At 56.7% G+C, this 22,200-nt stretch carries 17 protein-coding genes and 1 rRNA gene; 5 read left to right on the top strand and 13 right to left on the bottom strand.

Annotated elements, in window-relative coordinates; genetic code table 11:
- The 3 genes from AC13CY_RS06110 to ilvC form a co-directional block, all read right to left on the bottom strand.
- Nucleotides 1-231, bottom strand: a 16S ribosomal RNA gene (locus AC13CY_RS06110); the annotation flags it as partial.
- Between the two features lie 454 nt (nt 232-685).
- Complete coding sequence (gene pssA / locus AC13CY_RS06115) at nt 686-1,522, bottom strand: CDP-diacylglycerol--serine O-phosphatidyltransferase (RefSeq protein ID WP_483052384.1); 837 nt, start codon at nt 1,520-1,522, stop codon at nt 686-688.
- Between the two features lie 197 nt (nt 1,523-1,719).
- Nucleotides 1,720-2,736: a ketol-acid reductoisomerase gene (gene ilvC / locus AC13CY_RS06120; protein ID WP_044630358.1), complete on the bottom strand. Its 1,017-nt coding sequence runs from the start codon at nt 2,734-2,736 to the stop codon at nt 1,720-1,722.
- 194 nt (nt 2,737-2,930) lie between these two features.
- Between ilvC and ilvY the strand changes: the two genes are divergently transcribed.
- A complete protein-coding gene (gene ilvY / locus AC13CY_RS06125) occupies nt 2,931-3,818 on the top strand; it encodes an HTH-type transcriptional activator IlvY (protein ID WP_044630357.1) in 888 nt (295 codons plus the stop codon).
- A gap of 94 nt (nt 3,819-3,912) precedes the next feature.
- Here the strand turns inward: ilvY and ilvN are convergent, their stop codons facing one another.
- From ilvN to rluD, 5 genes are all read right to left on the bottom strand, one after another.
- Complete coding sequence (gene ilvN / locus AC13CY_RS06130; RefSeq protein WP_044630356.1) at nt 3,913-4,404, bottom strand: acetolactate synthase small subunit; 492 nt, start codon at nt 4,402-4,404, stop codon at nt 3,913-3,915.
- Entirely contained in the window at nt 4,404-6,128 is a 1,725-nt protein-coding gene (locus AC13CY_RS06135) for an acetolactate synthase 3 large subunit (RefSeq protein ID WP_062375314.1), read from the bottom strand. Before AC13CY_RS06135 ends, ilvN begins: the two co-directional genes overlap by 1 nt.
- A gap of 459 nt (nt 6,129-6,587) precedes the next feature.
- Complete coding sequence (gene clpB / locus AC13CY_RS06140; RefSeq protein WP_273682689.1) at nt 6,588-9,167, bottom strand: ATP-dependent chaperone ClpB; 2,580 nt, start codon at nt 9,165-9,167, stop codon at nt 6,588-6,590.
- Nucleotides 9,168-9,294: 127 nt separating this feature from the next.
- Entirely contained in the window at nt 9,295-10,050 is a 756-nt protein-coding gene (gene pgeF / locus AC13CY_RS06145) for a peptidoglycan editing factor PgeF (RefSeq protein WP_044630353.1), read from the bottom strand.
- Nucleotides 10,047-11,006, bottom strand: coding sequence for a 23S rRNA pseudouridine(1911/1915/1917) synthase RluD (rluD, locus tag AC13CY_RS06150; protein ID WP_228219862.1), 960 nt, complete (start codon nt 11,004-11,006; stop codon nt 10,047-10,049). Before rluD ends, pgeF begins: the two co-directional genes overlap by 4 nt.
- 185 nt (nt 11,007-11,191) lie before the next feature.
- Between rluD and AC13CY_RS06155 the strand changes: the two genes are divergently transcribed.
- The gene (locus AC13CY_RS06155) at nt 11,192-12,004 is read left to right on the top strand and encodes an outer membrane protein assembly factor BamD (RefSeq protein ID WP_074211490.1); all 813 of its coding nucleotides are present in this window, start codon (nt 11,192-11,194) and stop codon (nt 12,002-12,004) included.
- Between the two features lie 239 nt (nt 12,005-12,243).
- On the opposite strand, the gene AC13CY_RS06160 is transcribed toward AC13CY_RS06155, so the two are convergent.
- Nucleotides 12,244-13,878 (bottom strand): NAD+ synthase, encoded by a 1,635-nt coding sequence (locus tag AC13CY_RS06160; protein WP_284453679.1) that lies wholly within the window; start codon nt 13,876-13,878, stop codon nt 12,244-12,246.
- Between the two features lie 179 nt (nt 13,879-14,057).
- On the opposite strand from AC13CY_RS06160, the gene AC13CY_RS06165 reads away from it, so the two are divergent.
- Nucleotides 14,058-14,321 carry a PP0621 family protein gene (locus tag AC13CY_RS06165; protein WP_253557475.1) on the top strand — a complete coding sequence of 88 codons (264 nt, stop codon included), beginning with the start codon at nt 14,058-14,060 and terminating at the stop codon, nt 14,319-14,321.
- 12 nt (nt 14,322-14,333) lie between these two features.
- Here AC13CY_RS06165 and thiO read toward each other — a convergent pair whose 3' ends face one another.
- Nucleotides 14,334-15,431 (bottom strand): glycine oxidase ThiO, encoded by a 1,098-nt coding sequence (gene thiO, locus AC13CY_RS06170; RefSeq protein ID WP_058577288.1) that lies wholly within the window; start codon nt 15,429-15,431, stop codon nt 14,334-14,336.
- Between the two features lie 125 nt (nt 15,432-15,556).
- Here thiO and AC13CY_RS06175 point away from each other — a divergent pair, with 125 nt between their 5' ends.
- Nucleotides 15,557-16,069 carry a GspH/FimT family pseudopilin gene (locus AC13CY_RS06175; protein WP_483052382.1) on the top strand — a complete coding sequence of 171 codons (513 nt, stop codon included), beginning with the start codon at nt 15,557-15,559 and terminating at the stop codon, nt 16,067-16,069.
- Between the two features lie 55 nt (nt 16,070-16,124).
- On the opposite strand, the gene trxB is transcribed toward AC13CY_RS06175, so the two are convergent.
- Nucleotides 16,125-17,075, bottom strand: a complete 951-nt coding sequence (gene trxB / locus AC13CY_RS06180) for a thioredoxin-disulfide reductase (protein WP_054641404.1) — start codon at nt 17,073-17,075, stop codon at nt 16,125-16,127.
- Between the two features lie 225 nt (nt 17,076-17,300).
- Here trxB and acnA point away from each other — a divergent pair, with 225 nt between their 5' ends.
- Nucleotides 17,301-20,048, top strand: coding sequence for an aconitate hydratase AcnA (acnA, locus tag AC13CY_RS06185; RefSeq protein WP_058577286.1), 2,748 nt, complete (start codon nt 17,301-17,303; stop codon nt 20,046-20,048).
- A 67-nt stretch (nt 20,049-20,115) separates the two neighbouring features.
- On the opposite strand, the gene AC13CY_RS06190 is transcribed toward acnA, so the two are convergent.
- On the bottom strand, nt 20,116-21,795 hold the full coding sequence (locus AC13CY_RS06190) for an NAD-dependent malic enzyme (protein ID WP_058577287.1): 1,680 nt from the start codon (nt 21,793-21,795) through the stop codon (nt 20,116-20,118).
- Between the two features lie 121 nt (nt 21,796-21,916).
- Nucleotides 21,917-22,200: zinc ribbon domain-containing protein (locus tag AC13CY_RS06195; protein WP_483052383.1), on the bottom strand; the 284-nt coding region annotated here is incomplete at its 5' end.

Raw genomic sequence — 22,200 nt, forward strand, 5'->3', positions numbered from 1 at the left:
ACATAGGCTCATCCCATAGCGGGAGCCGGAGCCCCCTTTCTCCCGTAGGACGTATGCGGTATTAGCCTGGGTTTCCCCAGGTTATCCCCCACTATCGGGCAGATTCCTATGCATTACTCACCCGTCCGCCGCTCGTCAGCATCTAGCAAGCTAGATCTGTTACCGCTCGACTTGCATGTGTTAGGCCTGCCGCCAGCGTTCAATCTGAGCCATGATCAAACTCTTCAGTTTAAGATCAATGCGATCCTTACTCGCTGCCCGAAGGCAACAAAAGCGGATCAAACTTGGCTCAAGGTTCAAACGAACTTGAAAGATGTGAACATCTTTCTTGTGCGCTTGCCTTGATATTTGGTGATTTATCACCCTCATCGGCAAGCGCCCACATGAATTACCTGATCAAATTATTAAAGAGCTGTTTCGCTGTGCTGGCTCGATGACCTGAACCGTGTTGTCTCAGCGAGGAAGGCGTATTCTACGCATTCCGTAGTGTTTGTCAACCGCTGTTTTTTAGCGAGTGAAGCGAGCGATCTAAACGACAACAAGATGGCTCTAACTTCCTGACAAACCAGAGGTTTTTCAACCTCCTTCACCGCTGGTAACGCTTGGCGTCCCCGGCAGCGGATGCGTACTTTACGGATTCGCGACCGGGTTGGCAAGAGCTAATGTGAAAAAGTTTCAAAAAAGTTCAGCGCTTGGGTTTTGCTTTGCGCATAACGGCCAGAACAGGGCCTGAACAGACGTAAGCCGCAAATAGCAGCAGCAGCATGACCGAAGGCTCGACGGAGATCATCACGAACCCAAGCACTACCGCCAACAGCACAACGAAAGGTACGGGCTTTTTGAAGTCCAGATCCTTAAAACTGTAGTAGCGGATGTTACTGACCATCAAAATACCTGCCGCACCTACTACGACGAGCATCAACAGCTTGAAACCAAATGCATCGGCATCAAAACTATGGAACGTCCATACACTGGCAGCAACCAGCGCCGCTGCAGACGGGCTGGGCAAACCGATAAACCACTTTTTATCGACACTACCAATCTGTACGTTAAAGCGTGCTAAGCGCAGCGCGGCACAAGCCACATACAGAAACGCGACCACCCAACCGGTTTTACCGATGTCTTGCAAAATCCAGGTAAAGGCAACCAGTGCAGGCGCCATGCCAAACGAGATCATATCGGCAAGACTGTCATACTCCGCGCCAAACTCGCTTTGAGTATTGGTCATCCGGGCAACTCGGCCATCTAAGCCATCTAGCACCATAGCAATGAAAATGGCGACCGCTGCGGATGTGAACTCACCGTTAATCCCAGCCACAACCGCAAAGAAGCCAGAGAAGAGTGCAGAGGTAGTGAATAAGTTAGGCAAGAGGTAGATGCCTTTACGGCGGATCTTCTTGCCATCCTCCACGGCCTCTTCAACGACCTCGGTTTCCCGCAAGAACGCGGTAGCTAGGTCTTCATTGCCGACAGCATCATCACTACCTGATGTTTGCTGGGGTGATTCACCGCTGGCCGACATATCGGAAGGCTGCGTATTTTCGTGCTCTTGGTCGCGAGCATCCTGGGTCATAAGTGTCATCCATTTGAAGTGAAGTCACACGAAAAGTGATCTCTTCTCATTCTACACGGTGACGCCCAGGCAGCCAGCCAATTGCCGTAGACAACGAAAAACGCCCCGAGACAAAGCCTCGGGGCGTTAGCAACTCAGTGAATCGATTAGTTCTTGGACTTATCGACCAGCTGGTTGGCAGCAATCCACGGCATCATACCGCGCAGCTTGGCACCTACCTGCTCGATTTCGTGTTCCGCGTTCAGGCGACGACGTGCCGTCATGGACGGATAGTTAGTGTTGCCTTCCTGGATGAACATTTTAGCGTACTCACCGGTCTGGATACGCTTCAGTGCGTTACGCATCGCTGCACGAGACTGATCGTTGATCACTTCAGGACCAGTCACGTACTCGCCATACTCTGCGTTGTTAGAGATGGAGTAGTTCATGTTGGCGATGCCGCCTTCGTACATCAGGTCGACGATCAGCTTGAGCTCATGCAGACACTCGAAGTAAGCCATTTCCGGCGCATAGCCTGCTTCAGTCAGCGTCTCAAAGCCTGCTTTTACCAGCTCAACTGCGCCACCGCACAGTACCGCCTGCTCACCGAACAGATCGGTTTCGGTTTCGTCTTTGAAGGTTGTTTCGATAATACCGCTGCGGCCACCACCAACGCCGGCTGCGTAGGAGAGCGCCAGCTCTTTAGCACTGCCAGACGCATCTTGATGAATAGCGATCAGATCAGGGATACCGCCGCCTTTTACGAACTCAGAGCGAACGGTGTGACCCGGCGCTTTCGGTGCGATCATGATCACGTCGAGGTCTTTGCGCGGCTCAATCTGGTTGTAGTGAATGTTGAAGCCGTGGGCGAACGCCAGCGTCGCGCCCTCTTTCAGGTTCGGCTCAACTTCCTGCTCGTAGATGGCTTTTTGGTTTTCATCCGGCGCCAAGATCATGACCACGTCAGCGGTTTTGCACGCTTCCGGCACGCTCGCCACTTTTAAACCAGCCGCTTCTGCTTTCGCTGCAGAAGAGGAGCCTTTGCGCAGTGCGACAGTGACATCGACGCCAGACTCTTTCAGGTTGTTAGCATGCGCATGGCCCTGCGAACCATAGCCAACGATGGTAACTTTTTTGGCTTGGATCAGGGACAGGTCGCAATCTTTATCGTAATAAACGTGCATGGCGAGACTCCAGAAGTCGGTAATATCAAATTTTTATAGCGTATAGGTCAGCGTTGATGGCCACCCGTGCCGTCTTATGCAGCACTGGGATTCGGCGTTGAGGTCACTCTACGATAGAGCAGCCGTTGCGTAAAACGCTATGTTTGCAACATACTATTTCATATTATGAAATCACGCTTAGGGTGTCAGCCTTTATGGATTTTCGTCTACTCAAACACGTGGTCACCCTGGCCGACACACTGCATTTTGGCCGTGCCAGCGAGCTTTGCCACATTAGCCCCTCGACGCTGAGCCGCTCTATTCAACAGGTAGAGAGCGAGCTAGGCACTCGCCTATTCGAGCGCGATAACCGCCACGTGACGCTAACCCCTCAAGGCATCACGTTCCAACACTATGCCAAAGAGACGCTAGAGCAGTGGGAAACCCAAAAACGCACCTTGGCCGCCACCACAGCACAACTCAGCGGGGAGATCAGCATTTATTGCTCGGTCACGGCGAGCTACAGCTTTCTGTATGAATTACTCAGCGATGTACGTACACGCCACCCCGGCATTGAGCTAAAGCTGCATACTGGTGACCCCGCCGATGCGATGTCGCGAGTGCTGGAAGGCGCAGACGATATGGCGATTACTCCTCGCCCGCGTATTCCGCCTAGCGCGCTGGCCTTCAAGTCGCTGACCCGCTCGCCACTGCTGTTCATTGCACCCACCGAGCCCCACGCGTGGCTGCCGCCTCAACCAGAAAGCTCCACCGCAGAGCAGTGGCAGCACGTGCCGATGATTTTGTCGGAAGCAGGCCTCTCCAGGGAATACGCCAACACCTGGTTCAAAGCCATGGGTATTGCACCGCGCATTTACGCCCAGGTAGCCGGGCACGAAGCGATTGTGAGCATGGTCGGGCTTGGCTTCGGTGTGGGCGTTGTCCCCAAGATCGTGCTGGATAATAGCCCGCTGGCGGAACGGGTACAGGTACTTAACGTCAAACCGGAGCTGCCCCACTATGATGTCGGCCTCTGCGTGCTGAACCGGCGGTTAAAAAACCCGATGATTGATGCGTTTTGGGCGGCGGTTAATCCACGTTAACGCACTATTTATCACTAAAGCACAGTACAAAAAAAGCCGCCCAGCGAATAATGGGCGGCTTTTAGCAATACAAGCACTACTGTAAAGCGAACCTTTACAAGGACAGTACTTTATCGCCCCGGGCAATACCGGATACCCCGGTGCGCGCTACTTCGAGAATACCCACCGGCGCCATGGCCTGTAGAAAGGCATCCAGCTTTGCAGCGTCGCCGGTAATCTGCACCGTGTAGAGGCTAGGCGTCACGTCGACGATCTGCGCACGGAAGATATCCACCGTACGCTTAACTTCATCGCGGGCAGCGCCAAGCGCTTTCACCTTCACCAGCATCAATTCACGCTCGATGTGGTTACCTTCGGTGAGATCCACCAGCTTGACCACATCAATCAGCTTATTGAGGTGCTTGGTGATCTGTTCAATCACCCGGTCGTCGCCAATAGTAGTGACCGTTAAGCGGGACAGCGACGGATCTTCCGTTGGTGCCACGTTCAGCGTTTCGATATTGAAGTTACGCTGGGAGAACAGCCCGACCACACGTGACAGCGCACCCGGTTCGTTTTCCATCAGAATCGAGATGATATGACGCATCAGGTACGCTCCGTTTTAGACAGCAGCATGTCACGCATAGCACCCAGCGGTACCTGCATCGGATAGACGTGTTCATGGGGGTCGACCTTCACGTCCAGGAAGACCAGCTCATGCTTGTTGGCAAACGCACGCTCAAGCGCCGGCTCCAACTCGTCTAGCGTCTTCACGGTGATCGCGGTGAACCCGTATGCTTCAATCAGCATATGGAAGTCGGGCAGCGACTCCATATAAGAGTGCGCATGGCGAGACTTGTAGTTCAAATCCTGCCACTGGCGCACCATGCCGAGCGAAGCGTTGTTCAGGTTGACGATCTTGACGCCCACGCCGTACTGCTTACAGGTAGAGAGCTCCTGCATCATCATCTGGAAGCTACCCTCGCCGGTGACACACACAACATCGTCTTCCGGGAAGTTCTGCTTAATACCCATGGCGGCCGGGAAACCAAAGCCCATAGTGCCTAGCCCGCCGGAGGTGATCAGGCGATTCGGCTTATCGAACTTGTAGTACTGCGCCGCAAACATCTGGTGCTGACCCACGTCCGTGGTGACGTACGCTTCGCCACGGGTCACGCGGCACAGCGCTTCGATCACTTCTTGCGGTTTCAGCACTTCGCCGGGCTTGGAAGGCTCGTAGAGCTTTCCTTCGCGATCGGCACGCCAACCGTCGATCTTCTGCCACCAATCGGCCAGTGCTTCTGGATGCGCAATGGAGTGCCCCTGCACCAAGCTAATCATCTCGTTGATGACGCTGGACGCCGGGCCAACAATCGGCACGTCTGCACGCACGGTTTTGGATACTGAGCTTGGGTCGACATCCACGTGAATAATCTTCGCCGTTGGGCAGAACTTCGACGTGTTGTTAGTCACTCGGTCATCGAAACGTGCGCCAATAGCAATGATCAGGTCAGCGTGGTGCATGGCCATATTGGACTCATACGAGCCGTGCATACCCAGCCAGCCCAAACACTGGCGGTCGCTTTGCGGGTACGCGCCAATGCCCATCAGCGTGGTGGTAATCGGGAAGCCAAGCTGCTTCACCAAGTCGGTCAAGCCTTCGCTTGCCTTGCCTGTTACCACACCGCCACCGGTATAGAACACTGGGCGCTTGGCCTTCAGCATCATTTCGACGGCTTTTTTGATCTGCCCGGTATGCCCACGGGTCACCGGATTGTAGGAGCGCAGTTTGACCTTCTTCGGGTACACGTACTCGTAGCGCTCGGTGGGCGCGGTCATGTCCTTGGGGATATCGACTACCACCGGGCCAGGACGACCAGTCGATGCCAGATAGAAGGCCTTTTTCAGCACTTCTGGGATTTCGGACGGGTGACGAATCGAGAAGCTGTGCTTCACGATAGGACGCGTCACGCCGACGATATCGGTTTCCTGGAAGGCGTCGTCACCAATCAAGTGGCTCATGACCTGGCCGCACAGAACAACCATGGGAATGGAGTCCATGTAGGCGGTCGCAATGCCAGTCACCGCGTTGGTAGCGCCGGGGCCAGAGGTCACCAGCACCACGCCGGGCTTGCCGGAGGCGCGGGCATAGCCGTCGGCAGCGTGAGTGGCTGCCTGTTCGTGCCGCACGAGGATGTGCTTCACTTTGTCTTGGCGGAACAGCGCATCGTAAATATGCAGCGCCGCACCACCGGGATAACCATAAATGTACTCGACGCCCTCATCTTGCAAGAAGCGGGCGATCATATCTGCGCCGGAAAGCAGTTCCACTGTATTTCTCCCCTGGAGGTCTCGAGTGCGATCCGCAGGACATCCTGCGGGGTCGAGTGCGGCGGTATGCCGCTGCCGGCCCATGCCGGCACCTGATGCCAAACCCTGGCAATATGGCCCGGTTAGGGCCTGCACTCTCATCGGGAATGCTCATTTATGGCAACCATAAAGAGCGGTTCCCTTACACGGCGGTTTGCCGTGTCGGGGCGTTGGCCAGGTCAGGCGGTTAGCCTAAGCCCGGAAGTCCTTCGGCGGGTAGAGGCGTGAGCCTACCCTTCGCGCGGGGATCAGGGGTTGCCCGTTGGTTCCGCGCCCGCAAATCAGGAACCCACAAGATTCCATTAGCGCCCTTAGCCTGTCAACCTCCGATCCCTTCAAACGCAACAAAGGTCGCAGTAAGCGCAAAAAAATGCCCCGCCAGCGGTGCTGACGGGGCATTTGCCCTATTTCATTGCGCAATTAACTAAACACTAGTTCGCCTTCATTGGCGCTAATGTGAATGGTATCGCCTGGGGCATACTTGCCTGCCAGCAGATTTTGAGCCAGCGGGTTTTCAATGCGGCTTTGAATGGCCCGCTTGAGTGGCCGCGCCCCAAACACAGGGTCAAAACCCACCACCGCTAGCTGCGCCATGGCATCGTCACTAATCTCCAGGCTCAGGTCGTGTTCCGCAAGCCGTGCCTTCAAGCGCTCTAACTGAATACCGGCAATGGCCTGAATCTGCTCTTGGCCTAGCGCATGAAACACCACCACTTCATCGATGCGGTTGATCAATTCAGGGCGGAAGTGGTTACCCACGACCTCCATCACCGCGTTTTTCATCAGCTCGTAGTCGTTATCATCCCCGCCCATGCGTTGAATAATGTCTGAGCCCATGTTGGAGGTCATCACAATCACGGTGTTACGGAAGTCGACGGTACGACCCTGACCATCGGTTAAGCGGCCATCTTCCAGCACTTGCAGCAGAATGTTAAACACATCCGGGTGCGCTTTTTCCACCTCATCCAGCAGCAGCACCGAGTAGGGCTTGCGGCGCACTGCTTCGGTTAAGTAGCCACCCTCTTCATAGCCGACGTAGCCGGGAGGCGCGCCGATCAGGCGAGCCACGGAGTGCTTCTCCATAAACTCCGACATATCGATGCGCACCATGGCTTCTTCCGTATCGAACAGGAAGTTTGCCAGTGACTTACATAGTTCGGTTTTACCCACCCCGGTCGGGCCGAGGAACAGGAACGAGCCGTTAGGACGGTTGGGATCGGCAAGGCCAGCCCGCGAGCGCCGCACCGCGTTGGCGACGGCCTCGACCGCCTCGTTCTGGCCGATGACGCGCTCGTGGAGAGCCTCTTCCATACGCAGCAGTTTATCCCGCTCGCCTTCCAGCATTTTAGAGACAGGAATGCCCGTCCAGCGCGAGACCACCTCTGCGATTTCCTCTTCCGTGACATTGGAGCGCAACAGCTGATGGCTGGCAGTATCGGCTTCGCCTTCTCCTGCTTCGCTGATCTTTTTCTCCAGCTCGGGAATCTTGCCGTACTGGATTTCCGACATGCGGCCCAAATCACCCTGACGACGCGCCTGCTCAAGGTCGATACGCGCTTGCTCGAGCTCCGCTTTGAACTGCGCGGCGCCTTGAATGCTGGCTTTTTCCGCCTTCCAGATCTCATCCAGGTCAGCGTATTCACGCTCTAAATCGTGAATCTGCTGATTGAGCGCTTCCAAGCGTTTTTTGGTCGCTTCGTCGGTCTCTTTCTTAAGCGCTTCACGCTCCATCTTGAGCTGGATCAAACGACGATCAAGGCGATCCATCTCTTCAGGCTTGGAGTCCAGCTCCATACGAATCCGCGAGGCGGCTTCATCGATCAGGTCGATGGCCTTATCCGGCAACTGGCGGTCGGTGATATAGCGCGTCGAGAGCTTGGCCGCTGCGATGATCGCAGAGTCGGTAATATCGACGCCGTGGTGCACCTCATAGCGCTCTTTCAGGCCACGCAGAATGGCCACGGTATCCGCTTCCGAGGGCTCGTCCACCAGCACTTTCTGGAAGCGCCGCTCCAGGGCCGCGTCTTTTTCGATGTACTGACGGTACTCATCCAGCGTGGTGGCCCCGACACAGTGCAGCTCGCCTCGGGCCAACGCCGGCTTGAGCATGTTGCCAGCGTCCATGGCGCCTTCCGCCTTGCCTGCACCCACCATGGTATGCAGCTCGTCGATGAACAGGATCACCCGGCCTTCTTCCTGGGAGAGCTCCTTAAGCACGGCTTTCAGGCGCTCTTCGAACTCACCGCGAAACTTGGCTCCGGCGAGCAGCGCGCCCATATCCAACGACAGCACGCGCTTCTCTTTCAAACCTTCGGGTACTTCACCGTTGACGATGCGCTGGGCCAAGCCCTCGACGATGGCGGTTTTACCTACACCAGGTTCGCCAATCAGCACCGGGTTGTTCTTGGTGCGACGCTGCAACACCTGAATCGTACGGCGGATTTCGTCATCGCGACCGATGACAGGGTCGAGCTTGCCGTCCAGCGCGCGCTGGGTGAGGTCCAACGTGTACTTGTTCAGCGCTTCACGCTGATCTTCGGCGTTGGGGTCATCAACGCGGGAGCCGCCACGCAGGCTGTCGATGGCCGCCTCGAGACTTTTGCGCGTCAGCCCGGCCTCTTTGAGCAGTTTGGTGATGGCACCGTTCATCTCCAGCGCCGCCAGCAGCACCAGCTCGGAGGCGATGAATTGATCGCCGCGCTTTTGCGCTTCGCGGTCGGTGAGATTGATCAGTTTGACGAAGTCACGCGATGGCTGCACTTCGCCATCGAATTGGCTGACTTTGGGTAGGTCATCCACTAGGCGCTGCAGACCGTCGCGCAGGCGTGAACTGCTGCCGTCGGCTTTCTCGATCAGCGCTTTGATGCCGGTTTCTTTGGTATCAATCAGCGCCAGCAGCAGATGCGCGGGATCTAACTGGTTGTGGCCTTGGCCCACAGCGAGGGATTGCGCCTCAGCAATGGCGGCCTGTAATTTGGCGGTGAATTTATCGAATCGCATGGTATGCCTCCTGGGGATGCCGTGCGTTTGGCCCCACGGCGCTTCCCGATAACCTGTCGTTGAACGTGCTAAAGTCGATTAGCTTGACAAGTTAAATGGCGTCATATCCTCCTATTTCAAGTGACCCTTATTTGATCCAGATCACGCTTGCCATGCGACCGGTATTGCCGTTGTCACGGCGGTAGGAGTAAAAGCGCGACTCACAGGCGGTACAGAAGTGCCCGCCGCTAATGTGGTGAATGCCTAATGCCTCTAGGCGAAAGCGCGCTAGCCGATACAAATCAGCCATATAGTGGCCAAGCCGATAAGGGCTGTGATCAAAAGCATCGGCGGTATCAGGATGTACCGCGACAAAAGCGCCGTACACTTCCGGGCCCACTTCAAACTGCGCGTTAGAAATCGCCGGGCCTAGCCATACCAGAATGTCGTCCGGGTCGCAGTTCATCGCGGCCACCGTAGCTTCCAGCACGCCACCGGCTAGGCCACGCCAACCCGCATGAGCAACCGCCACCTGGGTGCCTTGTCGGTTGCAGAGCAGCACCGGCAAACAGTCTGCGGTGAGAACGACACAAGCGTACTCGCTGCTGCTGGCAAGAGCGGCATCCGCTTCCGGCGTGTCACTCTGATACTCCTGCTGCACCCGCGCACCGTGGGTTTGGTTTAGCCACAGCAGCGGGCGTTCATCGCCGATCTCTTTGTGTAGCAACCGTCGGCACAGTGCAACATGATCGGCATTGTCCCCAACGTGAGCGGCCGGATTGAACGCCGCAAAATTATTCTGACTCGGCCCCGTTTCACGCGTGGTCACAAAAGCTCGCACGTTGGCGGGCGCGGGCCAATCCGGTAGCAGTAGCGTCGGGCGCAGGTCAATGGCATCGCTCATCGCATGGTCTCGCTATCTTCGCGCAGGTAGTCCAATAACATTAGTAGATCATCGGGCAGATCGGCTTGAAAAGTGAGGGTTTCGCCACTGACGGGGTGCACAAAGCTCAGTTTGCGAGCATGCAGCGCTTGGCGAGGAAACTCGCGCAAAATCTCTTTTAACGGCCCGGCAGCCCCCGGCGGAAGTTTGGCACGGCCACTGTAGAGCGGGTCGCCAATCAGCGGATAGCGGGCGTGGGCCATATGCACGCGGATTTGGTGGGTGCGACCGGTTTCTAGCTGGCAGCGTACGTGGGTGTGAGCACGAAAGCGCTCTACCACGCGAAAATGAGTCACGGCGGGTTTGCCGGACGCCGTGACCGCTTGGCGTTTACGGTCTTTCGGGTGCCGACCAATCGGCGCATCAATGGTGCTGCCCGCCACGGGTTTGCCAATCACCACCGCATCGTATTGACGCGAAACGGTACGCGCCTGAAGTTGCTCCACCAGGACTGTTTGGGCTGGCAGGGTTTTGGCGACCATCATCAGCCCGGTAGTATCTTTATCCAAACGGTGGACGATCCCCGCGCGCGGCACCTCCGCCAGTGCCGGATGATGATGCAGAAGAGCGTTTAACAGAGTGCCATCTGGGTTACCCGCGGCCGGATGAACGACCATACCTGCCGCCTTATTAATAACAATCACGGCCTCGTCTTCATAGACGATATCCAACGCAATGTCCTGGGGCTCAAAACGCGTATCCTCTTCAATGGTCGCGTTGAGCGCCAGCACTTCATGGCCGTGCAGCTTGGCTTTGGGTTTTACTTTGACCCCATCGACGGTGAGCTCACCGGCGTTGATCCACGCTTTCAAGCGCTCGCGGGAGTAATCGCTGAACAACTCCGCCGCCGCTTGGTCCAAGCGTGCACCAGCTAATGATGCGGGCACCCGCTGCGTGGCTTCAACAATACGAGACATGAATAACCTCTCTAAGACGCTAACCGCCCAACTACCTACGTCACATAATACGCTTAACGTATCGCTAAGCCTGCGTTTTGCGTCTAGGTGTTTTATAGTGGGCTAACTGCGACCTATTCTACCATTTCTACTTATGGCCATCGTCGCTTTTCGGTGATTGAGGCTTGTTTGCAACGAGGATGATGATGCGCGTTTTTTCCGCTGCCCACCGCTTTGGCGCCCTAGCCTTGAGCCTTGCCCTTCTCGCAGGCTGCGCCAGCAACGACACGACCCCGGAAGAGGAAGACGAGTTTGCGGGGGTCCAAGAGCGCGAGCTATATGAGCTGGCACGCACCGCGCTCGATAGCAACCGCTTCCCGATTGCTATCGAGCGCCTTGAAGCGCTGGATACCCGTTATCCGTTTGGCCCTCACGCCGAACAGGCTCAGCTCGAACTGATTTACGCCTACTACGAAAACAGCAACTGGGAAGAGGCGCGGGCGGCTGCCAGCCGCTTCATTCGTTTACATCCCGATCATCCTCAGGTCGACTATGCCTATTACCTCCGCGGGCTAGCCGCTTGGCAGGCGGGCCGCTTTAGTCTGGAGCGCTTGCGCCTGATTGATATTTCCAAGCGTGACCTGGGCGCCTCGCGGGATGCCTACAACGATTTCCGCGAGCTGATTCAGCGCTTCCCACAGAGCCAATATGCGCCGGATGCCCAGCAACGCATTGTTTATCTGCGTGAGCTATTAGCCCGCCATGAACTGCATGTGGCTGACTACTACCTGCGCCGCGGTGCTTTCTTGGCCGCCGTTGAGCGGGGCCGCTGGGTCATCGAAAATTACCCAGAGTCCAGCGCCACCCGTGATGCGCTAGCCACGATGGTGGAGGGCTATCAAGGCTTAGGCATGGACGACCGCGCCCGCGAGGTGCTCACTGTATTGCGCGAAAACGCGCCGGATCACGAGCAGCTTCAAAACGGCCGCTTTACGCCCAAACATGGCAACAGCGATTAAGCGTTGAATCAGGCCACTAGCGGCCGCCACGTTTAAGCTGTACACCCCATGCATCAATAAAACCACGCTTCGGCGTGGTTTTATTGCGTTCATGCCTAATAAAACTTATTTAACAAAAACTTATCAAAGCCTAAGCGGTGCCTCGCCCCACAAGCTGAAGCTTGAGCTAACCGAAAGCACCGTGATTGGAAAAGTTTGGCCCTTCCTCCGGTACTGTCTTAAGCCAGTGAGCGCTTACATTAATCCCCAGGCTGCCAGCCATTCACAATGGGGTAGCGACGGTCACGCCCGAAACCACGCGGCGTGACCCGCACTCCAACAGGGGCCTGGCGACGCTTGTATTCGCAGCGATCCACCAGCTTGACGACTTTATAGACATCCTCTTCCTCAAAGCCTGCCGCAATAATCGACTCGGCGCTCATATCCCCTTCGATGTAGCGGACCAAAATGGCGTCCAGCACATCGTAGTCGGGTAGCGAGTCGCTATCCTGCTGATCAGGGGCGAGCTCAGCGCTAGGCGGGCGCTCAATGACCCGCTCGGGAATCGCCGGAGACTGAGTATTGCGCCAGCGGGCTAAGCGATAAACCCAAGTTTTATACACATCCTTAATAGCGTTGTAGCCGCCCACCATATCGCCATACAGGGTAGCGTAACCCACTGCCATTTCGCTCTTGTTACCGGTAGTCAGCACCATCAGGCCTTTCTTATTGGAAATGGCCATTAACAGCACACCACGACAGCGCGACTGCAGGTTCTCTTCGGTAGTGTCCCGCTCAGTGCCAGCAAAGCTTTCCGCCAAGGTGCCCATAAAGGCTTCCACCATCGGCTCGATGGGCATCACGTCATAGTGCACCCCCAGCAGGTTCGCCTGCTCGGCGGCGTCCTGTTTGGAGATATCCGCCGTGTAGTGGTAAGGCATCATCACCGCCTGCACCCGCTGCGGCCCCAACGCATCCACCGCAATGGCCAGCGAGAGAGCAGAATCTATCCCACCAGAAAGCCCCAACACGACGCCCTTGAACCCGCTTTTATTGACGTAGTCGCGCAGGCCGGTCACCAACGCGCAGTAGAGGCTCTCTTCCGGCTCGACGTCGGGTTCAATCTCTCCCGCTTGGGGCTCCCAGGTATCCGCGCTGGTTTGCAGCAACTGGATGGGCATCAAGCCCGCCTGCCAATAGGGTGCCAGCACCTTTAACTGCCCACTGGCATCCACACAGCTAGAACCACCATCAAACACCAGCTCATCCTGGCCGCCGATGGTGTTGACGTAAACAATCGGCCGCTGCACTTCTTGGGCACGCTGCTCTAAAAGGCGCAGCCGCTCGGCGGGCTTATCCTGGTGGTAGGGCGAGGCGTTAAGGCTGATCAGCACTTCGGCGCCCGCTTCATGGGCCGCTTTTACCGGCGCGCCCTCCCATAAATCTTCACAAATCAGCAGGCCAAGCTTGGCGCCTTTATGTTCGTACACCAGCGGCTCAGTGCCGGGGGTAAAGTAGCGCTGCTCGTCAAACACTTGGTAGTTGGGCAGCGCCTGCTTGGCGTATTCTGCCTCCCACTGGCCGTTGTACAGCACACCCGCCAGGTTGTAGCACTTGCCTTCACGCACGCCGGGGTAGCCAATAATCACCAGCACATCGCGGGAGATTTTTTCGGCCATTTTAGCCCGCGCTTCACGCAGGCGGGTTTCCATGGAGGGGCGCAGCAGCAAATCTTCCGGCGGGTAGCCGGATAAAAAAAGCTCAGGGAAGACAACAATATCCGCCCCATGCTCAATCCTCGCTTCTCGCACAGCCTCAATGGCACGCGCGGCATTGCCGGGAATATCTCCCACCAGGGGGTCGAGTTGGGCCATTACCAGCGTTAAGTCTTGCATGGGCGTTAAAATCTCTTGAGAATCTTCGGAATACGGTGGCATCTATATAGTAGATGCATTGTCCCGCAAGGCATGCCAAGTGGCAAAGGCCACACAGCACTAAGAGGGCTGAAAGCAACGAAAGTCTTGCCGCCAGTCACGCCTTGTAACCGCCTTTCCCACTTGGGGAGCCATTGAGGATGAATCTATTGATCATTCGGTTGATTATTTTTGCCGTGCTGCTGTATGCAGGCCTAAAGCTGTACGGTATTTACCGCCAACATAAACTGAGCCACCAGCAGCAAACGCCTCCCCGCCATGAGGGCGGCAAAATGGTGCGCTGCCGCTGGTGTGATGTCCACGTACCGGAAAACGAGGCGCTGCGCGATGCGGAACAGTGGTTCTGCTGTAGCGCGCACCGTGACCGTTTTTTGCAGGAGCAGGAAGACAACAGCAATCGCTAAGCCTCCCCGCCTTTACGCCAAACGCGCAGCCGTTGGCTGATAAGGCGTAGGATCCATCAGCGGCTTACGCCCAAGCAGCTGATCCGCTAGTAAGTGTGTCGATGCAGGCGCTAGCACTAAGCCGTTACGGTAGTGGCCTGCATTGACAAACACATTCGGAAAATCGGGCAGTGCGCCAATAAAAGGAATGCCTTCCGGCGAGCCAGGGCGCAGGCCCGCCCAGTGGTGCGCTACGGGGCAATCTGCCAGCGCGGGGATAATATTCTCCGCGCTCCGCTTGAGCGAGGCCAACGCCTCTTCATCAGTGGCTTTATCGAAGCCCGCCTCTTCCAGGGTCGAACCTACCAGCAGCAGCCCGTCGCTACGGGGAATCACATAGCGACCATCCTTTAGCACGACACGTTGCACTAACCCTGGGGGCGCTTGATAAGCAATCATCTGCCCTTTGACGGGGCGCACCGGCAGGCGCACGTTCAAACCCTCTAGCAACTGGGCCGCCCAAGCACCGCCGCATACCACCAACTGCTCGGCCAGCTGCTCGCCTTGGTTGGTATCAACACCCACCACGCGGCCTTGGCGCTGAATAAACCCCTGCACGCTGCACTGCTCTATGAGTGTGACGTTGGGCATAGCGGCTAAGCGCGCCCGTAGCGCTTGGCCCAAGCGCGGGTTGCGCACGCTGCCCAGAGTGGGCATCCAGAGCGCACTGCCTCCCGGTGCGGCTGCCTCTGGCTCTTTTTGATGCACAAAAGCGGCATCTACCCGCTCCAACGGTTTGCCTAACTGGCGTGCCCAGTGCAGTGCCGCATCATCGTCATCCACGTTTAAGTAGAGCAAGCCCTTTTGGCGATACTCCGGGTCGATGCCGGTCTCTTCCAGCAGGCGCAGTGCCAGCGTCGGATAGACACCCTCCGACCAGCGGGAAAGTTGCGATACTGGCTCGCCATACCGCCATGGGTAGAGCGGCGACACAATACCGCCACCTGCCCAGGAAGCCTCTCTCCCGCATGCCCCACGCTCCACCAGCGTGATATTCTGACCTGCATCTGCCAGTTGCAGCGCGGTCATCATGCCAATAACACCACCGCCTATAATTAAGAAATCGCTCACAAACATTGCCCACTATTGCTAATAGAGTCGCTAAAAGAGCCGCTAACAGAGTACCAGCGCATTGGCGGCATAAAGAGAATGAGCATAGTGATGCGTTTCAACAGGTCAAGCTACTGAGAGAGACTATGGCACAGCCTCACCACATCGCTAGGCGACACAACACGGGCTTTACACTGCTTGAGTTGCTGGTGGCACTCGCCTTAATGGGCATGCTGGCGGCCTGGGGGCTTCCCAGCTTTCAAGCATTGGGAGAGCGTTCGGCGGTCGCCAGCGAAGTAAATCGCTTACAAACAGCGCTAACGCTGGCGCGCAATACGGCGATTACACAGCGCAGTGACGTGACGGTTTGCCCTGCCAATGAAGGCAGAACGGCCTGTACCGGTGACTGGAATGGCCCCATCATGGTCGTAAAGGGAGATAAAAGGCTAGAAGATCAAGTCAATGAAGTTATTAGAGTGTTCGCGTCCACAGCAGGTACTATCGTAACTAAAAGCGGTGCACCAACAGTGAGATATACCTCTTTAGGCAGCATTAAAGGTTCTCAAGGTACGTATACTGTTTGCCCCACCAATGACCAAGCTCAAGCATCCTGTCAGAGCCTTGTGCTTAGCCCAGCAGGCAGAGCACGGATAGATTGAGATCCCATTAGCTGTTCTAACTAATGGGCTCCCTCTAAAGCAAACAGGCGCCTAATTACGAAATACCGTCTAAATAGCGTTCAGCATCCAGCGCCGCCATGCAGCCGCTGCCTGCTGAGGTAATCGCCTGGCGATAGATATGATCCATCACATCGCCACAGGCAAATACACCCGGCACGCTGGTCGCCGTTGCGTTGCCTTCACTGCCCGATTTCACTTTGATATAGCCGCCGTTCATTTCCAGCTGGCCTTCAAAGATGCCGGTGTTGGGGCTATGGCCGATGGCAATAAACAGCCCCGGCGCATGGATCTCTTTGGTGGAGCCATCTTTGGTAGATTTCACCCGCACGCCGGTCACGCCGGTGTTGTCGCCCAGCACTTCCTCTACTTCGTAGAACCATTCCAAAGCAATCTTGCCCGCCTCGGCTTTCTCGAAGAGTTTGTCTTGCAGAATTTTTTCGGCGCGTAGGGTATCGCGGCGGTGTACCAGCGTCACCTTAGAAGCGATATTGGAAAGGTACAGCGCTTCTTCCACGGCGGTGTTGCCCCCGCCTACAACAATCACTTCCTGGTTGCGATAGAAAAAGCCATCGCAAGTGGCGCAGGCAGAAACACCCTGACCCATAAACTGCTGCTCAGTGGGCAGCCCCAAGTAGCGTGCGCTGGCACCGGTCGCAATGATCAGCGCATCGCAGGTATAAGTACCGCTATCGCCTTTTAAAGTGTACGGCTTTTCACCTAAGCTGACTTCATTGATATGATCAAACAGCACTTCGGTATTAAACCGCTCGGCATGCTGCTTCATACGCTCCATCAGCTCGGGGCCTTGGACGCCTTCGGCATCGCCGGGCCAGTTGTCTACATCGGTTGTAGTGGTCAATTGGCCACCTGCCTGCATACCGGTAATCAGCAGCGGCTTTAAGTTAGCCCGTGCTGCATACACCGCTGCGGTATACCCTGCAGGGCCGGAACCAAGAATAATCAAACGTTCATGACGCGTTTCCATGACACCACCTTTGTCACAATATTGAGCAAATAACGTTGCAAGAGAGTCTGCCTGAAATGGCGCCAAGTACAAGCTATTACAAGGGTTAGTCTACGCTATTAGGCAAAGATGCCTTGAAACTCTATGGTGAAACACCCATGTGCTATTAATAAGCCATACTATTGATTCGCCATACCAAGAAAAGAGTGACCGTCGCGTAACGCCAAGCAATCAGAGGAGAAAGCCATGAGCAAAATACCCGATACGCAGCATACGTTAGAGGTAGGCAACCAGACGTACCACTATTACAGCCTGCCCAAAGCCGCTGAAGCCCTTGGCAATATCGACCGGCTACCCAAGACGCTCAAAATCCTGCTCGAAAACCAGCTACGCTTCGCTGACGATGAAAGCGTCGACCAGGAAGACATGCAGGCCCTGGTAGATTGGCAGAAAGAGGGTAAATCCAGCCGTGAAATAGGCTACCGGCCAGCGCGGGTATTGATGCAAGACTTTACCGGTGTGCCTGGCGTGGTCGACCTCGCCTCCATGCGCGCGGCGGTGGAAAAACTGGGCGAGGATCCCGCCCGTATCAACCCGCTCTCTCCAGTGGACTTGGTGATCGACCACTCGGTGATGGTCGATAAGTTCGGTCATCCGACGGCGTTCCAAGAAAACGTCGATATCGAAATGCAGCGCAACGGCGAACGCTACGAATTCCTGCGCTGGGGCCAGAAAGCCTTTGATAACTTCAGCGTTGTACCGCCCGGAACCGGTATTTGCCACCAGGTGAACCTAGAGTACCTGGGCCGCACGGTATGGACCAAAGAGGAAGATGGCAAAACCTTTGCCTATCCCGACACGCTGGTAGGCACCGACTCCCACACCACCATGATTAACGGCCTCGGCGTACTGGGCTGGGGCGTGGGCGGTATCGAAGCCGAGGCCGCCATGCTGGGTCAGCCGGTTTCCATGCTGATTCCCGAGGTGATTGGCTTCAAGCTGACTGGCAAGCTGCAGGAAGGCATTACCGCCACCGACCTCGTGCTGACCGTCACCGAAATGCTGCGCAAAAAAGGCGTGGTAGGTAAGTTCGTCGAGTTTTACGGCGATGGCCTGAAAGACCTGCCGCTGGCGGACCGCGCCACCATTGCCAACATGGCCCCGGAATACGGCGCCACCTGCGGCTTCTTCCCGGTGGATGACGAAACGCTCAACTACCTACGCTTAACCGGTCGTGAAGATAGCCAGATCGCGTTGGTTGAGGCTTACAGCAAAGCCCAAGGCCTGTGGCGTGAGCCGGGTGACGAGCCGGTGTTCACTGACACACTCAGCTTGGATATGAACGAGGTAGAAGCAAGCCTTGCAGGCCCCAAACGCCCGCAGGACCGCGTTGCCCTGAAAGATATGGCCAGCGCCTTTAACAAAGTCATGGAAGAGGACGGCAAAGCACTCCCCACCACCGAGAAGGGCAAACTTGCTTCGGAAGGTGGCCAAACAGCGGTGGGTATTGAGCGTAGCTACGAGCACGACTTCAAACACAGTGATAGCCAGTCCGTCACCATGGGCGAGCAGGACTTCAGCCTTGACCCCGGCGCGGTAGTCATCGCCGCCATTACTTCGTGCACCAACACCTCCAACCCCAGCGTAATGATGGCGGCAGGCCTGCTGGCCCGCAACGCCCGCGAAAAAGGCTTGACCACCAAGCCTTGGGTAAAAACATCGTTGGCCCCCGGCTCTAAAGTCGTCACCGACTATCTCGCCGCCGCCAATCTTAACGATGACCTAGACGCCCTAGGCTTCAACCTCGTGGGCTACGGCTGCACCACCTGTATCGGTAACTCAGGCCCGCTGCCGGAAGAGATCGAAAAAGCCATCAACAACGGCGATCTCACCGTAGCCTCGGTGCTCTCTGGCAACCGTAACTTCGAAGGCCGAGTGCATCCGCTGGTGAAAACCAACTGGCTGGCGTCACCGCCCCTGGTGGTTGCCTATGCTTTGGCAGGCAACGTGCAGTGCAACCTAACCACCGACCCGCTCGGCCAGGATAGCGACGGCAACCCGGTTTACCTGAAAGACATCTGGCCTTCGCAGGCCGATATCGCCAGTGCCGTCGAGAAGGTGAACACCGAGATGTTCCGCAAGGAGTACGGTGCCGTCTTCGAAGGCGATGAGACGTGGAAAGCCATCAAAGTGCCGGAGGGTAAGGTCTACGAGTGGCCGGAATCGACCTATATTCAGCACCCGCCCTTCTTTGAAGGCATGCAGCGGGAGCCAGACGCCATCGAGGACGTGAAGAACGCCCGCATACTGGCGATACTGGGTGACTCCGTCACCACCGACCATATCTCGCCTGCTGGCTCTATCAAGCCGGATAGCCCCGCCGGGCGCTACCTGCAAGAGCACGGCGTGAAGCCGATCGACTTCAACTCCTACGGCTCCCGCCGGGGTAACCATGAAGTGATGATGCGCGGCACCTTCGCCAACGTGCGCATCAAAAACGAGATGCTCGACGGCGTGGTAGGCGGCGAAACCCGCCACGTGCCGAGCGGCGAGCAGATGGCGATTTACGATGCCGCCATGAAATATAAAGAGGAAGGCACGCCGCTGGTGGTGATTGCTGGTAAGGAGTACGGCACCGGCTCCTCGCGGGATTGGGCTGCCAAAGGCACCCGTTTGCTAGGCGTGCGCGCAGTCATTGCCGAATCCTTCGAGCGTATCCACCGCTCTAACCTGATCGGTATGGGCGTGGTACCGCTACAGTTCCCGGAAGGCGAAAGCCGTGAAAGCCTGGGATTAACAGGGGATGAGGAGATCTCGATTGCTGGTTTGAACGACTTAAGCCCCGGCGGCACCGTTCAAGTCGTGATTAAAAATAGCGACGGGGAACGTACCGTTGATGCCAAGTGCCGAATTGATACCGCCAATGAGCTGGCGTACTACCGCCACGGTGGTATCCTTCACTACGTGCTGCGCAAGATGATCGGCGCTGCCTAGAGGTACGACCTTCCAATGCTTGCATAGCCCCCACCTCGGTGGGGGCTTTTTTTGCCAGCGCGCCTGTTTAGAAGGCGCGACGACGATAGAAGCGGTACTCCGGCGACCAGCAAGCTTTTTCGATACGCTCGCGCAGCGCTGTACCACTGGTTTTCAACGCAACGCCGTTCTGCTGGGCTTGTGCGGCCACCTCAAAAGCAATCGACTTGCTGATATCGCGAATACGCGATAGAGGTGGCAGCAGCGCACCTTTGCCCTCTTTCACTAGCGGCGCTTCGCGGGCCAGCGCCCGCGAGGCGCTCATCAGCATCTCATCGGTCACGCGGTTGGCGTTGGCCGCAATCACACCTAAACCGATGCCTGGGAAGATGTAGGCGTTGTTGCACTGGGCAATCGGATAGGTGCGGCCGTTATAGACCACCGGTGCGAACGGGCTACCGGTGGCTACCAGCGCTTGGCCATCGGTCCAACGAATCACATCCTCTGGCACCGCTTCCGCCTGGGAGGTCGGGTTCGAGAGCGGCATAATCACCGGATGTTCGCAGCCTGCGTGCATGGTACGTACCACCTGCTCGGTGAAGATACCGCGCTGGCCACATACGCCAATCAAGATCGTCGGTTTGATTTGGGCAATGGTCTCTTCCAAGCCCTGGCCGTTCCACTCCGCCACTAGCGAAGAGTCATGGGCCAAACGGCGCTGGAAATCCCGCTGCCACGTTTGATCCGTGGTCATCAAACCGTCACGGTCGACGATAAAGATGCGCGCCCGCGCTTCCGCTTCGGTCAGGCCTTCCGCCTCCATGGCGACCACGACCTGCTCGGCAATACCGCAACCGGCAGAGCCACCGCCAACAAACACCACGCGCTGCTGGGCAATGGTTTCTTCGCGGGCCTGGCAGGCCGCCATCAGCGTACCTACCACCACAGAGGCCGTGCCCTGCACGTCATCGTTGAAGCAGCACAGTTCGTTACGGTAGCGCTCCAACAGCGGCACGGCGTTGGCCTGGGCAAAATCTTCAAACTGCAGCAGCACGTTCGGCCAGCGGCGCTTCACGGCAGCAATAAACTCCGCCATAAAGGCATCGTACTCTTCCTGGCCTACCCGTTCATGGCGCCAGCCCATGTACATCGGGTCATCCAGCAGCGCTTGGTTATTGGTGCCTACGTCGATCATGATCGGCAGCGTATAGGCTGGGCTAATCCCGCCGCAAGCGGTGTAGAGCGCCAGCTTACCGATAGGAATGCCCATGCCACCGATACCCTGGTCACCAAGGCCGAGAATCCGCTCGCCATCGGTCACCACGATCACTTTCACGTTATCTTTGGTGGCGCTACGCAGGATATCGTCCATATGCTCGCGGTCCGGGTAGCTGATAAACAGCCCCCGGTGATTGCGGTAGATATTGGAGAACTCCTGGCACGCCTGGCCAACCGTCGGCGTGTAGATAATCGGCAGCATCTCTTCCAGATGCTCAGAGACGAGACGGAAATAGAGCGTTTCGTTGTCATCCTGAATGGCACGAAGGTGAATATGGCGCTCTAAATCGCTATGGCACTGCTGGTACTGGCGGTAAACACGCTCAAGCTGATCATCAATGGTTTCGACTTTTTGTGGCAACAAGCCTATCAGGTTAAACGCTAGCCGCTCCTCCTGAGTAAACGCGCTGCCTTTGTTCAATAGCGGCATTTCAAGCAGCGAAGGACCGGCGTAAGGAATGTACAGGGGGCGTTTACTCGTCGTAGACATAGGCACTCTCTTTTTATGTCAATTGCTGTTGCAATGCAGCAACGCTGGGCGTTGTCGGCGTTTGAGCGTAATGTAACATGCTAGTACGACAAAGGTGGCAGAGACTTGACGTCCTCCCCGCCTAAAGGACGGGGATTCCAACTTCTTGAGGGCAACGTCCTGCCCCGAGACTGAGGATATTCCGGGCCGCATTCACGTCCCGGTCGTGGAGTACACCACACTCCACGCACTCCCAGCCCCTTACTCGCAACCCGTTGACGCCCGGCGGCCCGCTAAGCGAGCCGCACGACGAACAGGCGCGGGTGGTGTTGGTTTCGCGAACGACCTTGAAGACGATGCCTGCGTGAGCGCATTTATATTCCAGCATCGTTTTCAGTTGTGACCAGCCAGCGTCGTAGACGCTTT

It is taken from the genome of Vreelandella sp. L-15 (genome assembly GCF_056857635.1).

What these genes read in the sequence shown, in the direction of transcription:
- AC13CY_RS06175 (WP_483052382.1), top strand. Translation starts at nt 15,557, where the DNA reads ATGGCACAGCCTCACCACATCGCTAGGCGACACAACACGGGCTTTACA.
- clpB (WP_273682689.1), bottom strand. Translation starts at nt 9,167, where the DNA reads ATGCGATTCGATAAATTCACCGCCAAATTACAGGCCGCCATTGCTGAG.
- AC13CY_RS06155 (WP_074211490.1), top strand. Translation starts at nt 11,192, where the DNA reads ATGCGCGTTTTTTCCGCTGCCCACCGCTTTGGCGCCCTAGCCTTGAGC.
- AC13CY_RS06160 (WP_284453679.1), bottom strand. Translation starts at nt 13,878, where the DNA reads ATGCAAGACTTAACGCTGGTAATGGCCCAACTCGACCCCCTGGTGGGA.
- pssA (WP_483052384.1), bottom strand. Translation starts at nt 1,522, where the DNA reads ATGTCGGCCAGCGGTGAATCACCCCAGCAAACATCAGGTAGTGATGAT.
- ilvN (WP_044630356.1), bottom strand. Translation starts at nt 4,404, where the DNA reads ATGCGTCATATCATCTCGATTCTGATGGAAAACGAACCGGGTGCGCTG.
- pgeF (WP_044630353.1), bottom strand. Translation starts at nt 10,050, where the DNA reads ATGAGCGATGCCATTGACCTGCGCCCGACGCTACTGCTACCGGATTGG.
- acnA (WP_058577286.1), top strand. Translation starts at nt 17,301, where the DNA reads ATGAGCAAAATACCCGATACGCAGCATACGTTAGAGGTAGGCAACCAG.
- AC13CY_RS06165 (WP_253557475.1), top strand. Translation starts at nt 14,058, where the DNA reads ATGAATCTATTGATCATTCGGTTGATTATTTTTGCCGTGCTGCTGTAT.
- trxB (WP_054641404.1), bottom strand. Translation starts at nt 17,075, where the DNA reads ATGGAAACGCGTCATGAACGTTTGATTATTCTTGGTTCCGGCCCTGCA.
- ilvY (WP_044630357.1), top strand. Translation starts at nt 2,931, where the DNA reads ATGGATTTTCGTCTACTCAAACACGTGGTCACCCTGGCCGACACACTG.
- ilvC (WP_044630358.1), bottom strand. Translation starts at nt 2,736, where the DNA reads ATGCACGTTTATTACGATAAAGATTGCGACCTGTCCCTGATCCAAGCC.
- rluD (WP_228219862.1), bottom strand. Translation starts at nt 11,006, where the DNA reads ATGTCTCGTATTGTTGAAGCCACGCAGCGGGTGCCCGCATCATTAGCT.
- AC13CY_RS06190 (WP_058577287.1), bottom strand. Translation starts at nt 21,795, where the DNA reads ATGTCTACGACGAGTAAACGCCCCCTGTACATTCCTTACGCCGGTCCT.